Here is a 13,979-nt window from a genome sequence, read left to right as displayed (position 1 = left end):
TCTTCAAGGGGCCGCTTCGCGACCCGACGGGAGCAAGCTCCCTCACCACAGCTGTATGTCGGTTTCAGCAGGCTTCGATCCGGAAGCCAAACCGCGGGAAGTGCACATGCACCACACCGCCACGCTCGTCCTCTCGCCGTACAATCAGCTCCTCGCGGCCGGCAAACAACAACTCCCCCGCCACCGGATCAACGCCGTAGTCCGTGGCTGCGATCACTACCTGCTGCCCCACCGTGAATCCATTGGGATCGACAAACTGCTGATCTGGCAAAGCCGCTGGCGTGGACGTGCGCGCCACTGCCAGAGCCTCTTCGGAACTCATCTCGCTGGATGCACCATGACCGAAGCCCAATACCCGCGCATGCCATGCATTGACTGCCGGATAAGCTTCGACCAACGGAGCCGTCACCGGCGTGGCCTTGAGAAACCAGAGGCAATGAGCCAGGGCAAAGTCGGCAATCGACGGCTCGCCAAACAGGTAGTCACCCTCCTCGCGCTGCAACTGTTGCTCCAGGCGCGACATGATCGTTGGCCACTGATGCTTCGCCTGTTCGGTAGACAATTTTGTAGCGCTGCCACCACTGAACAAACCGGCACGGTCGGCCAAAAACGCCTTGATCGCTTCCTGCGGTAAATTGCCGAAACGCACGGCAATCGATTCCGGCTGGAACACCAGGCTGACCGCATGCTGGAACACCACCGAATCAACCCAGGCGGCAAACGACGCGGTGATCATTTCCTGACCTTCCGGGAACAACGCCGGCAAGGCCTTTTCCTGATCAAGTCGCCGGGCAATCAATGCCGTGTCGCAATAGATATCGGCACCGACCTGCAGCACTGGTGTCTTGCGGTAGCCACCGGTCAATGCCGTGAGATCCGGCTTGGGCATCACTGGCGAGATCTTCACCGAGCGCCAGGACAAGCCCTTGAAGCCCAGCAGCAGGCGGGCCTTCTCGGCAAAGGGGGACGTCGGGTAATGATGCAGAATCAACTCGGACATGCTCGGCTCCGCCGCAAGAATCAGGAGTCCGCAGCTTAGCGCGCAATCACCTGGCAGCCTACAGATCTGCCTGATGGGAACTGATCAGTCAGAGTGATAAGCCAGGGGCGGCGTTCGCCACCAGGCATTCCTTGGCGCTCTTCTTGAGTTTTTTGATCAGCCGCTCCTGACGCAACGCATCGCTTTTGTCGCGACAGCGTTCGGTGTAGACCAGGGCCATGGCCGGGCTGGAAAGAAAGAATCGCGCGCCCTTGCCGCTTTGATGCTTGGCAAAGCGACGCACGGGATCATCGCTGATCCCACAATAGAGCGAACCGTTGGCAGCGCGAACGAGATAGACGAACCAGGATTTGCTCGCGGGGGTGTCGGCGTCGACAGGGCTTTCGCTAAGGGTGGTCACGTAACGATCAGGGCTTGAAAGGAAACAAGCCGCGATCTTATCAGCGACTGGCCTGGAATGCCTTCAACCCCTTCAGGGCCTGTGATCGAACGGCGTTGCGAACAAGTGGCGTCCAGCCCAGCAGCAGGCCTTTGAAACCCAGGGCCTGACGCGACCATGTCCACAGGTCGAAACTGTCGTGATGCTCGCAGATCTTGCCATCGCGAAAGACAAAGCGTGCCTGGATGTCATTGACCACGGTATTGCCGGTCTGGCTGAACAGATAGGTCGCGACCCAATGGGCGCTACCGGTACGATCATCGGCACGGACATGATCGAAGGTCAGGGAGAAATCCTTGGCGCGGGTGGTGAGCATGCACCACATATCGCCGGCATCACGACCATGAAGCTCGCCGAACGCCGGGTCACTGAACACCACGTCATCGGTGTAGCAGGCAGCCATGGCTTCGCCATCGAGACGCTGGAAGGCCTGGTAGAAGCGGGTGATCAAGGCGCTATGGACTTCACTCATGGGCAGACTCCCTGTTGTGCAATGGGTATCGAACGATTGCCTGCACGATAGTCTGCAAACGGGTCGAACACTATCGGCATTCGCAAGACGAATACCGACAGTGTGCGGGGATCAGACCTTTTCGCTTTCGACCTGCACATACAACGCACGCCCGGCCCCCAGGCCGGCGAGAATCGCACCAAGGCCGATGACACCGAAGATCCAGCCCACGGCCGTCCAGCCGCCGGTCCAGTCATGCACGATGCCGACCGCGAACGGCCCCATGGACGCCAGGGTGTAACCGAAGCCCTGGGCCATGCTCGACAGGTTCGCCGCGACATGGGAGTCCCGCGAGCGCAACACGATAAGGGTCAATGCCAGGCTGAACGTAGCGCCCTGCCCCAACCCCAGCACAATCGCCCAGCCCCACAGACCTTCAATCGGAGCGTACAGGCAACCGAACAGTCCGCCGAGGGTCAGGGCCATCACGATCACAATCGCCAGGCGCTGATCCTTGCCCCGTGTCGCCAGCCATGGCGCGGCGAGGGAGCTGATCAGTTGAACGATCACCGAACCCGAGAGCACCAGTCCGGCCTGGGTCGGGGTCAGGCCACGGCCGATCAGGATCGACGGCAACCAGCCGAACACGATGTAGGCCAGGGACGATTGCAAGCCCATGTACAGGGTCACCTGCCAGGCCAGCGGATCGCGCAGTAATCCCCGAACCCGGTAGGCCACGTTATGTGCGCCGTGTTTCTGGCCGACTTGCGGCAACCAGAACAGCGCGGCCGCCAATGCCGGAATGACCCAGAAGCCGAGGCCCATCGCCCAGCTCTTGTCAAAGTGTTCACTCAACGGCACGGTCGCACCCGCCGCCATTGCCGCCCCCAGACACAGGGCCATGGTGTAGACACCGGTCATGGTCCCGGCCTGCTTCGGGAAATCGCGCTTGACGATGCCCGGCAGCAACACGCCGATCACGCCGATGCTGGCACCGGCCAGCACACTGCCGGCAAACAGGCCGATTTCACCGAACGAACTGCGCAGGATGATCCCGCCCGCCAGGGCCAGGAGAATACCCAGCACCACTCGCTCCGCACCAAATCGCCGCGCCAGCACAGGTGCCAACGGCGCAAACAGGCCCAGGCAAAGCACCGGCAACGTGGTCAGCAATCCAGCCTGAGAAGCTGTCAGACCGAGGGACTTCGACACCTCGCTGAGCATCGGCGCCATGCTCGACAGCGCCGGGCGCAGGTTCAGCGCCACCAGTATCAGGCCCAGCAGCAACAGCCAGGGCCGACGCAGAACCGGGTGGGTGTGCTGGACCTGTTCGTCATCGGCCTCGGCATCGATCAGCAGTTCTTCCAGCTCGGCCGAACGTTTGGGGGCTGTGGATAACTCACTGCGGTGCATGGACTTCTCGGTTTCAAGGTTCATTGATCAACTGCCTCGACAGGGCCTTGGCCCGTTCCGGGTCGCGTTGTTCGACGGCATCGAGCAAGGCGATGTGCAGGTCGAACACTTCCTGACGGCGCGGGACGATGCTCAGGGTCTGGCGCAATTGGGCGCCGACGATACTGGAGAAATAGCGATACAACTCGCTGAGGGTCGGGTTGTGCGCGGCGTCCACCAGACGGCGGTGGAACACCAGGTCGCAGGCGATGTAGGTGTCGAGATCGCCGTGATAGTGGCTACCGCTGACACCCAGGGCCTCGTGCAATGCCACCAGATCTTCGTCGGTACGGCGCATCGCTGCCAGGCCAATGGCCTCGACTTCGAGGATGTGCCGGGTTTCCCGTGCCTGTTCAAGGGAACAACGGGACAGCGCCTTCAAGGTATCGAGCGGATCGACCACCGCCCGCAGGTAACTGCCGTCACCCTGACGGACTTCGATCAACCCGGAAAATGCCAACACGCGCATGGCTTCGCGCACGGTGTTGCGGCTGATGCCCAGCTCAGCGGACAACTCAGGCTCGGTGGGCAAGCGCTGGCCCACGACCCAGGTGCCCTGGTTGATACGCAGGCGCAACTGATCCAAGGCCTGATCGACCAGGGATCGTTTCACCAATGGAGAGATTTCTGACATGGAATTCGCCCTCTCATCCAATCATAGGATGAATTTTCTGACATGATAGTCAGCTTCGCCCAATCAGGCAAGGCACCCTCCTTCGCGTATCACCCTGTTACCTGAAGACTCCTTAAGACAGAAGGTGAAATTCCTGACGCCTGAAAGTGATTTCCCACCCAGGCCACATGAAAGAGCTGACATCCGAAATTGAGACAGGCCATCAGACTTTCGGACTTTTAATGCGGGCACTTTCGCTCGAATGTCTGAAGGGAATGGGAACAACCGATGGAAGAAGTCATTTTCGGCAAGAAGCACAGCCGACGTTTTTTACTGGAAAAGGATCGGCAACTGCTCGTTGTACGCAGCCAGGCCGGGAGCAGGCTTGACGAAACGTTACACTGCGAAAAAGCTCGACAGGCATTGGCCGACAGTGAGTTGGTACTACACATCGAGGACGCCGACGTTCAGCTATTCAAACTGCCGGACAATGCCGATGTTCGCCAATGCAAGGCGTTGCTGCGCGAGTTGCCAGACGTACGTTTCGCCGGCAGCGCTCTGGTCGATCCTCATACCCGGGAACCTGTTTTCTACACCGAAAACATTTTCCTGAAATTCGTCGATCGACTCACTGCGACAGAGTGCCTGGTTATCCTCGATGAATTGGGTCTGACCATCAAACAGCAGGTTCCCTACGCGGCCAATGCCTTTTTCGTATATCACGCACATTGTCGCGGCACTGAAGTCTGCTCATTCACACTTCAATTGCTCGAACGTCAGGACGTCGACTACTGCCACCCGGAAATACTGCGTCCGGGCCAACGCCGGACGATCCATGACAACCAATGGCACCTGAAAAAAACCACCGTCACCTATCAAGTTCAGGTCGATGCCAGCGCCAATGTCGAGGCAGCCCATGCCTTGACCCAGGGTGAAGGCATCGTGATCGCGATCATCGACGATGCCTTTGATATCGATCACCCCGAGTTCGCCGGAACCGGCAAAATCATCGGAGCAAAAAACTTTGACCGCCTGAACGCCCCTCAAGGCCCACGGCCTAAAACCCCCCTTGAGCGCCACGGTACAGCAGTCGCCGGTGTTGCATGCGCCAATGGTGAAGCCGGCGCCAGCGGCGTGGCACCTCGAGCCAGTCTCATGCCGTTGAAACTGACCAAGCCACTAGGCGCCCGAGCCGAAGCAGACGCGTTTTTCTGGGCTGCGGACCAAGGGGCCGATGTCATTTCCTGCAGTTGGGGGCCATCGGAAGGACATTGGGCTGACCCTACCGACGCCAGGCACACTCAGGAGTTTGCGCTGGCCGCGAGCACCCGCCTGGCCATAGAGTACGCCGCGACCAAAGGCCGCCAGGGCAAAGGCTGCGTCATTTTTTTTGGTGCCGGCAACGGCAACGAGAGCGTGGACAACGATGGCTATGCCAGCCATCCCATGGTCATTGCCGTGGGTGCCTGCAATGATCAAAATCGTCGCAGCGCCTACAGTGACTACGGCAAAGCATTGTGGTGTTGCTTCCCCAGCGGGGACCAGCAACACCCCGATCCAAAGTTCAAACCCGCCACTTCAGTCCCGCAGACCCGAGGCATTCGAACCACGGATCTGAGCGGCCGGTTTGCCGACCCGATCAATGCGGCCTACACCGAACTGTTCAGCGGCACTTCCAGCGCCTGCCCTGGAGCCGCAGGCGTGGCAGCACTGGTACTGGGGGTCAACCCGGCACTGGACCGCGAACAGGTTCGGCAGCTGCTCGCCGATTGCTGCAACAAAATCAGCCACGCCGACGACGGCCCCCTTGGTCAATACGATCAAAACGGCCACAGTCATTACTACGGTCATGGTCGCCTCAATGCCCTGCGGGCAGTGCAGCTGGCACTGGAACGCGGCAAAACCGCAGACTGACCCGCACTCATAAAAAAAGCCCCACCGAACAATCGGCGGGGCTCATTGAGACAGTCACTGACCGATCAATGCAGGATCTGGCTCAGGAACAGCTTGGTGCGTTCATTCTGCGGGTTATCGAAGAAGTCGTTCGGCGCAGCCTGTTCGACGATTTCGCCCTTGTCCATGAAGATCACGCGGTTGGCCACGGTGCGGGCGAAGCCCATTTCGTGGGTCACGCAGAGCATGGTCATGCCGTCTTCGGCCAGGCCGATCATGGTGTCCAGTACCTCTTTCACCATCTCCGGGTCGAGTGCCGAGGTCGGTTCGTCGAACAGCATGATCTTCGGCTTCATGCACAGCGCACGGGCAATCGCCACACGCTGTTGCTGACCGCCAGACAGCTGCCCCGGGTACTTGTGCGCCTGCTCCGGAATGCGTACGCGTTCCAGGTAGTGCATGGCGATTTCCTCGGCCTTGCGCTTGGGCATCTTGCGCACCCACATCGGCGCCAGGGTGCAGTTCTGCAGGATGGTCAGGTGCGGGAACAGGTTGAAGTGCTGGAACACCATGCCGACTTCACGACGGATCGCTTCGATCTGCTTGAGGTCGTTGGTCAGCTCCACGCCATCAACCACGATGCGGCCCTGCTGATGCTCTTCCAGACGGTTGAGGCAGCGGATGGTGGTGGATTTGCCGGAACCTGACGGGCCGCACAGGACGATACGCTCGCCCTGCTTGACGTTGAGGTTGATGTCCTTGAGTACGTGAAACTGACCGTACCACTTGTTCACGCCCTGCATCTGAATAATGCCTTCAGGGCTCACAGGCTGTTTGATTGCTTCGCTCATCACAAAACTTCCTAAATTAGGTAGCGACTTAGCGCTTGTGGCCAGTGTCGAGCTTGCGTTCCAGATGCATGGAATAGCGCGACATACCAAAACAGAAAATCCAGAACACCAGGGCGGCGAACACATAGCCTTCGGTGGCCATGCCCAGCCATTTCGGGTCGGCGGCGGCTTGCTTGACGCTATTGAGCAGGTCGAACAGGCCGATGATGATCACCAGACTCGTGTCCTTGAACAGCGCAATGAAGGTGTTGACGATGCCGGGGATCACCAGCTTCAGGGCTTGCGGCAGAATCACCAGGCCCATGCTGCGCCAGTAACCCAGGCCCATCGCCGCCGCCGCTTCGTACTGACCTTTTGGAATCGCTTGCAGGCCACCGCGCACCACCTCGGCCACGTAGGCCGACTGGAACAGGATCACGCCGATCAGCGCCCGCAGCAGCTTGTCGAAGTTCATGCCTTCAGGCAGGAACAACGGCAGCATCACCGAGGACATGAACAGCACCGTGATCAACGGCACGCCGCGCCAGAATTCGATGAAGGTCACGCAGACCACGCGAATCGCCGGCATGTTCGAACGACGGCCCAGCGCCAGGACGATGCCCAGTGGCAACGCACCGGCGATGCCGACGGTGGCGATCACCAGGGTCAGCATCAGGCCGCCCCACTGGCTGGTCGCCACGGCGTCCAGTCCCAATACGCCGCCATGCAGCAGGCACCAGGCAATGATCGGGTACAGCACCAGGAAGCTCAGCCCGTACACCGCCTTATGGTGAAAGCGCGAGATGAACAACGGCGCCACGCCGACAATCGCCAGCCACACCGTCAGGTCCACGCGCCAACGCAGTACCGGCGGGTAGTAGCCGTACATGAACTGGCCGAAACGCTGCTGGATGAACACCCAGCAGGCGCCCTCCTTGGTGCAGTCGGCCTGGCTGGTGCCGACCCAGTTGGCGTCAAGGATCGCCCACTGCAGGATCGGCGGTACCACCAGGTAGATGAGGTAGAACGCGAACAGGGTCAGCAGGGTGTTGAGCCAGCTGGAGAACATGTTCTCGCGCATCCACGCCACCGCACCGATGCTGCGGTTCGGTGGCGGCATGTCAGGTTTGAAAGTATGAGTACTCATGCGCTTTTCCTTACCGCTCGATCAGCGCAATGCGCTTGTTGTACCAGTTCATCAGCAGGGAAATGCTGATACTGATCGCCAGGTACACGCTCATGGTGATGGCAATCACCTCGATCGCCTGGCCGGTCTGGTTGAGCACGGTCCCGGCAAACAGCGAGACCATTTCCGGATATCCGATACCGGCCGCCAGCGAGGAGTTCTTCGCCAGGTTCAGGTATTGGCTGGTCAGCGGCGGGATGATCACGCGCAGGGCCTGCGGAATGATCACCTTGCGCAGGGTCGGACCGTTGCGCAGGCCGAGGGAATGCGCCGCTTCGGTCTGGCCATGGCTGACCGACTTGATGCCCGAACGCACGATCTCGGCGATGAACGCTGCGGTGTACACCGTCAGGGCCAGGGTCAGCGCCAGCAGTTCCGGGATCAACACCCAGCCACCGACGAAGTTGAAGCCTTGCAGTTTCGGCATTTCCCAGTGCACCGGTGCGCCGAAAATCAGCGCGCACAGCGCAGGAATGACCAGGAACATCGCCAGACCGACCCAGAACTTGTGGAACGGCACCCCGGTGGCTTCGAAGCGCTTGGTCGCCCAGCGGCTCATCAGCACGATGGCGACGATGGCGACTACAACGCTGATCACAAACGGCCAGAAACCATCCGCCATCAACGCCGCCGGCATGTTCAGGCCGCGGCTGCTGACAAAGAAGGTGTCGCCGAAGTTATGACTGTTGCGCGGCCCCGGCATGGTCAGGAACACCGCGAAGTACCAGAACAGGATCTGCAGCAGCGGCGGAATGTTGCGGAAAACTTCCACGTACACCGTCGCCACCTTGGCGATGATCCAGTTCTTCGACAGTCGCGCCACACCCACGATGAAACCCAGGATCGTCGCCAGGATCACACCGATGAAGGTCACCAGCAAGGTGTTGAGCAGGCCGATGACAAACACCCGGGCGTATGTGTCCGCTTCGGTGTAGTCGATCAGGTGTTGAGCGATGCCGAAACCGGCACTGCGCTCCAGAAAGTCGAACCCGGAGGTAATGCCCCGGTGTTGCAGGTTGGTTTGCGTGTTATCGAACAGAAACCAGCCCAGCGAGACCACCGCGATAATCGTGATGATCTGGAATACCCAAGCACGCACGCGTGGATCGCTGAGGCTGAGCCTCTGCTTTGGCGCGCCGATTGAATTTTGCATGAAGTGCCCCGCAAATAATGGAACAGAACATCACCCGGTGGTTGGCCCACCGGGTGATAGAACCATCAGCGCACTGGTGGTGCGTATTGAATGCCGCCAGCGTTCCACAGAGCGTTCAGCCCGCGGTCGATTTCCAGCGGAGTACTCTTGCCGAGGTTTTTCTCGAACACTTCGCCGTAGTTGCCGACTTGCTTGACGATCTGCACGACCCAGTCTTTCTTCACTTTCAGGTCTTTGCCGTATTCACCGTCGGTACCCAGCAGACGGGCAACGTCAGGGTTCTTGGTGCCCTTGGCTTCGGCTTCGACGTTCTTCGAAGTGATGCCGGCTTCTTCAGCGTTGAGCATGGCGTAGCCAGTCCAGCGCACGATCGCCAGCCACTCGTCGTCGCCATTACGCACGACCGGGCCCAGAGGTTCCTTGGAAATGGTTTCCGGCAGAACCACGTAGTCTTTCGGCGAAGCCAGCTTGCTGCGCTGGGCGAACAGCTGGGATTTGTCGGAGGTCAGTACGTCGCAACGACCGGATTCCAGCGACTTGGCGCTTTCGTCGGAGGTGTCGAAGGTGATCGGGGTGTATTTCAGGCCGTTGCCGCGGAAGTAGTCGGAAACGTTCAGTTCGGTGGTGGTACCAGCCTGGATGCAGATGGTTGCACCGTCCAGTTCCTTGGCGCTCTTGACGCCCAGCTTGTTGTTTACCAGGAAGCCGATGCCGTCGTAGTAGGTAATGAAGCCCGGGAATTTCAGGCCCATGCCCGCGTCGCGGGAGCTGGTCATGGTGGTGTTGCGCGACAGAATGTCGATTTCGCCGGACTGCAACGCGGTGAAGCGCTCCTTGGCGTTCAACTGGCTGAACTTGACCTTGGTCGCGTCGCCGAAGACAGCCGCCGCTACTGCACGGCAGTAGTCAGCATCGATACCGACGATCTTGCCGGTGGAATCCGGAACCGAGAAGCCTGGCAAGCCATCGCTGACGCCACACTGCACGAAACCTTTCTTCATCACTGCATCCAGGGTTGCGCCCGCCTGGGCAAACCCGCTGACACCGAGTACTGCGGCTGCAGTCACGATAGCCAGGGTGGATTTCAACATCTTCATTCAAACCTCCAGTTTTGCTCTTGTTGTGTCGGAGCGTGAGTCCTGTCGCACCCTTTTGAGGCGTAGTCGACCCGTGTTGGCTTGTTTTGGGGTCAACCGACGTAAGACGTTAGCTATGAGTCTAGTAGGAGAAAATCCACGTCATGGAAAACTCACTCTCACCAGTCGGCCGAACGGGCTGTAGCCCTTTCACGTTCGCGAAGCCCCGTAGCGGCCATTGGCGAACATCCATCACCGGATTCATTGCTATCCCACAGTCGGCAGTACACTGATAGTGTTACCGCCGGGCGCGAGATGGGTTGCACCGTTTCCCCATAGCAAAGCCCGTACCACACCGCTCGCCGAAGCGGTTCAGCTGCAGGTCAATAGCAAAACTTGTACGCTTGCGACACTTTATTAACGGATCAACCTGACGCGCACTTTGATCACGCACTTATATGTACGCGCACGCACAACATTGGAGCAGATATGACCGAGCCCTTGATTCTTCAGCCCGTAAAGCCCGCAGACGCCTGCGTTATATGGCTGCACGGCCTGGGCGCCGATCGCTACGACTTCCTGCCGGTGGCCGAAGCGCTGCAGGAAACCTTGCTGAGTACCCGCTTCGTTCTCCCGCAGGCACCGCATCGCCCTGTCACTATCAACGGCGGCTACGAGATGCCGAGCTGGTACGACATCCTGGCCATGAGCCCGGCGCGCGCGATCAACCGCGAGCAGCTGAAAGAGTCGGCGAACCGTGTCATTGAATTGATAGAAGTGCAGCGAGCCAGCGGAATAGACGCCTCGCGGATCTTCCTGGCAGGTTTTTCCCAGGGCGGCGCCGTGGTTTTACACACCGCATTTCTGAAATGGCAGGGCCCGTTGGGTGGCGTCGTTGCCCTTTCTACTTATGCACCGACCTTCAGCGACGAACTGCAACTGTCCGCCAGCCAGCAGCGGATTCCGGTGCTGTCGATGCACGGCCAGTACGACGATGTGGTGCAAAACTCGATGGGGCGTAGCGCCTACGAGCATTTGAAGCTGCGTGGTGTCACCGTGACATGGCAGGAATACCCAATGGGTCACGAAGTGTTACCCGAAGAAATTCGCGACATCGGCGTCTGGCTCGCCGAGCGCTTGCGTTAAGCATTTGTGTTTAAAAACACCCTTTGATCCATCCCACTACGCCGCGCCCGATTCTTGCATTACACTGCCCGGCGTACATTCCTTAATCAATTGATGAGATGACCGTGCTCAAAGCACTCAAGAAAATGTTCGGTAAAAGCGAGACTGAGCAACTCGCGCCAGTTCCCAGCCCTGCGTCTCACGCTCCCGGCCACCGCACCGACGGTAATCAGTCTGAACGAGCCACCGCCACGGCGGCACCCAAGCATGAGCCGAAGACCGCAATGGCTGACCTGCCTGCGGCGATAACAGCCCCGGAACAGCCGCTCAGCGAAACGCCAAAACCCGCCAGACCGCGCCGCGAACCCAAGCCAAAGGCACCGGTCATCCCATGGAAACTCGAAGACTTCGTCGTCGAGCCCCAGGAAGGCAAGACCCGCTTCCACGATTTCAAACTCGCCCCGGAACTGATGCACGCCATCCAGGACCTGGGCTTCCCGTATTGCACGCCGATCCAGGCACAGGTACTGGGCTTCACCCTCGCGGGCAAAGACGCCATCGGCCGCGCCCAGACCGGTACCGGCAAGACCGCTGCGTTCCTGGTCTCGATCATCACCCAGTTGCTGCAAACCCCGCCGCCGAAAGAGCGCTACATGGGTGAGCCACGGGCACTGATCATCGCACCGACCCGCGAACTGGTAGTGCAGATCGCCAAGGACGCCGCCGACCTGACCAAGTACACCGGCCTCAACGTCATGACGTTCGTCGGTGGCATGGACTTCGACAAACAGCTCAAGCACCTCGAGGCCCGCCACTGCGACATCCTCGTGGCCACGCCGGGCCGCCTGCTGGACTTCAACCAGCGCGGCGACGTGCACCTGGACATGGTCGAAGTGATGGTGCTGGACGAAGCCGACCGCATGCTCGACATGGGCTTCATCCCGCAAGTGCGCCAGATCATTCGCCAGACGCCGCCGAAGTCCGAGCGTCAGACGCTGCTGTTCTCCGCGACCTTCACCGAAGACGTGATGAACCTGGCCAAGCAATGGACCACCGACCCGTCGATCGTCGAGATCGAGTCGCAGAACGTGGCCAACGAAAACGTCGAGCAGCACATCTACGCGGTGGCCGGTGCCGACAAATACAAACTGCTCTACAACCTGGTCAACGACAACGGTTGGGAGCGGGTGATCGTCTTCGCCAACCGCAAGGATGAAGTACGACGCATCGAAGAACGCCTGGTGCGTGACGGTATCAACGCCGCGCAACTGTCCGGCGACGTGCCGCAGCACAAGCGCATCAAGACCCTCGAAGGCTTCCGCGAAGGCAAGATTCGCGTACTGGTCGCCACCGACGTGGCCGGTCGCGGCATCCATATCGACGGCATCAGCCACGTGATCAACTTCACCCTGCCGGAAGTGCCGGACGACTACGTGCACCGCATCGGTCGTACCGGCCGCGCCGGTGCCGACGGTGTGTCCATCAGCTTTGCCGGTGAAGACGACTCCTACCAGCTACCGTCCATCGAGGAAAAGCTGGGGCGCAAGATCAGCTGTGAAACGCCACCGACGCATCTGTTGCGGGCCGTTGAACGCAAGCGCCCGCATTAAGGGACGCTGAAAAGACAAGCGCAGCCGGAAACGGACTGCGCTTTTTTTTCGTCCGGCTTTTTTTCAACAGGTGCTTGCTGTAGATATCTAAAAGTCCATAATAGACAAATCAGTTTACTCTCAGCTCCGGAGCCGACCATGTCCAGCACGCCCCAAGTGATCCCCCAAGCCCAGGCTCGCGAGCTACTGGCGCAGGTCGATGTGCCACAGATCCTGCGCAAACTGTTCCGCGACCTGGCCGCCGGGCAAGCCGTACAACCGGCGCAGCAACTGGTGGAATTTCCACAGGGCGCCGGCGACTTCATTAACTACTTGGGTGTGCTTGCCGGAGAAGGCGTATACGGAATCAAGACGTCGCCGTACATCGTCCGTGAGCAGGGGCCGCTGGTGACGGCGTGGACGTTGTTGATGTCGATGCAGACCGGCCAGCCGCTGCTGCTGTGCGATGCCGGCGAACTGACCACCGCGCGCACCGCGGCGACCACCGCCGTCGCGGTCGATGCCCTCGCACCACTCACAGCCAATCGCCTTGCCATTATTGGCAGCGGCAAAGTGGCCCAGGCGCACCTGCATTACGTGAAAGGCCTGCGCGACTGGCAGAGCATCAGCCTGTACTCGCCGAGCGTGAGCGAAGACGCCGAAACCGTGCGCCTGCTGAAAAACATCGAGCCACGCCTGAACATCGTCGACAGTCGCGAAGCTGCCGTTCAGGACGCCGACGTGATCATGCTCTGCACCTCGTCCGCCGGTCCGGTGATCGATCCTTCGAGCTTGCGCAAACCGGCGTTGATCACCTCCATCAGCACCAATGCGCCGCGCGCCCATGAAGTGCCGCCGCAAAGCCTCAACGACATGCAGGTGTTCTGCGACTATCGCCTGACCACCCCGGGCTCGGCCGGCGAAATGCTGATCGCCGCCAAACGGCACGACTGGGACAAGGGCGCGATTGTCGGCGACCTGCCCGACCTGCTCAGCGGAAAAGTCCTGCGCCCTGATTACGATCGCCATGTGTTTTTCCGCTCCATCGGCCTGGGCCTGGAAGACATTGCGCTGGCCAACGCGATCTATCGCCTCACGCACTGACACCAAATTCATCCTGTAGGAGCTGCCGAAGGCTGCGATCTTTTGACTTTGCTTTTGAAAAGATCGCA

The 13,979-nt window shown here is 59.9% G+C and carries 13 protein-coding genes; 4 read left to right on the top strand and 9 right to left on the bottom strand.

All coding sequences use genetic code 11. From position 1 onward, the window contains the following. Positions 1-64: 64 nt before the first annotated feature. The 5 genes from ACM6G4_RS21655 to ACM6G4_RS21635 form a co-directional block, all read right to left on the bottom strand. Positions 65-1,000 (bottom strand): glutathione S-transferase family protein, encoded by a 936-nt coding sequence (locus ACM6G4_RS21655; protein WP_414914596.1) that lies wholly within the window; start codon positions 998-1,000, stop codon positions 65-67. Between the two features lie 88 nt (positions 1,001-1,088). Beyond that, entirely contained in the window at positions 1,089-1,400 is a 312-nt protein-coding gene (locus ACM6G4_RS21650) for a GIY-YIG nuclease family protein (RefSeq protein WP_056726171.1), read from the bottom strand. Positions 1,401-1,440: 40 nt separating this feature from the next. Then, positions 1,441-1,911 (bottom strand): nuclear transport factor 2 family protein, encoded by a 471-nt coding sequence (locus ACM6G4_RS21645; protein WP_414914595.1) that lies wholly within the window; start codon positions 1,909-1,911, stop codon positions 1,441-1,443. Between the two features lie 111 nt (positions 1,912-2,022). Then, positions 2,023-3,327: a CynX/NimT family MFS transporter gene (locus ACM6G4_RS21640; RefSeq protein WP_414914594.1), complete on the bottom strand. Its 1,305-nt coding sequence runs from the start codon at positions 3,325-3,327 to the stop codon at positions 2,023-2,025. Continuing rightward, positions 3,317-3,976: a FadR/GntR family transcriptional regulator gene (locus tag ACM6G4_RS21635; protein ID WP_056726174.1), complete on the bottom strand. Its 660-nt coding sequence runs from the start codon at positions 3,974-3,976 to the stop codon at positions 3,317-3,319. The genes ACM6G4_RS21640 and ACM6G4_RS21635 overlap by 11 nt, the downstream gene beginning before the upstream one ends. A gap of 267 nt (positions 3,977-4,243) precedes the next feature. Between ACM6G4_RS21635 and ACM6G4_RS21630 the strand changes: the two genes are divergently transcribed. Next, positions 4,244-5,869: a S8 family peptidase gene (locus ACM6G4_RS21630; protein ID WP_414914593.1), complete on the top strand. Its 1,626-nt coding sequence runs from the start codon at positions 4,244-4,246 to the stop codon at positions 5,867-5,869. A gap of 65 nt (positions 5,870-5,934) precedes the next feature. On the opposite strand, the gene ACM6G4_RS21625 is transcribed toward ACM6G4_RS21630, so the two are convergent. The 4 genes from ACM6G4_RS21625 to ACM6G4_RS21610 form a co-directional block, all read right to left on the bottom strand. Continuing rightward, complete coding sequence (locus tag ACM6G4_RS21625) at positions 5,935-6,699, bottom strand: amino acid ABC transporter ATP-binding protein (protein ID WP_008053474.1); 765 nt, start codon at positions 6,697-6,699, stop codon at positions 5,935-5,937. Between the two features lie 28 nt (positions 6,700-6,727). Continuing rightward, positions 6,728-7,825, bottom strand: a complete 1,098-nt coding sequence (locus ACM6G4_RS21620) for an amino acid ABC transporter permease (protein ID WP_056726176.1) — start codon at positions 7,823-7,825, stop codon at positions 6,728-6,730. Between the two features lie 10 nt (positions 7,826-7,835). Continuing rightward, complete coding sequence (locus ACM6G4_RS21615; RefSeq protein WP_056726177.1) at positions 7,836-9,017, bottom strand: amino acid ABC transporter permease; 1,182 nt, start codon at positions 9,015-9,017, stop codon at positions 7,836-7,838. A 65-nt stretch (positions 9,018-9,082) separates the two neighbouring features. Then, on the bottom strand, positions 9,083-10,114 hold the full coding sequence (locus tag ACM6G4_RS21610) for an amino acid ABC transporter substrate-binding protein (protein WP_007972676.1): 1,032 nt from the start codon (positions 10,112-10,114) through the stop codon (positions 9,083-9,085). A gap of 468 nt (positions 10,115-10,582) precedes the next feature. Between ACM6G4_RS21610 and ACM6G4_RS21605 the strand changes: the two genes are divergently transcribed. From ACM6G4_RS21605 to ACM6G4_RS21595, 3 genes are all read left to right on the top strand, one after another. After that, entirely contained in the window at positions 10,583-11,239 is a 657-nt protein-coding gene (locus tag ACM6G4_RS21605) for an alpha/beta hydrolase (protein ID WP_414914592.1), read from the top strand. A 98-nt stretch (positions 11,240-11,337) separates the two neighbouring features. Beyond that, positions 11,338-12,828: an ATP-dependent RNA helicase RhlB gene (rhlB, locus tag ACM6G4_RS21600; protein WP_056726179.1), complete on the top strand. Its 1,491-nt coding sequence runs from the start codon at positions 11,338-11,340 to the stop codon at positions 12,826-12,828. Between the two features lie 138 nt (positions 12,829-12,966). Next, positions 12,967-13,911 (top strand): ornithine cyclodeaminase family protein, encoded by a 945-nt coding sequence (locus ACM6G4_RS21595; RefSeq protein WP_414914591.1) that lies wholly within the window; start codon positions 12,967-12,969, stop codon positions 13,909-13,911. Positions 13,912-13,979: the final 68 nt, after the last annotated feature.

This window comes from Pseudomonas sp. IT-P258, from assembly GCF_949767825.1.
Taxonomy (GTDB): Bacteria; Pseudomonadota; Gammaproteobacteria; order Pseudomonadales; family Pseudomonadaceae; genus Aquipseudomonas; species Aquipseudomonas monachiensis.
The sequence above is the reverse complement of the archived record's forward strand: the minus strand, read 5'-3'. Positions and strand labels throughout refer to the sequence as shown.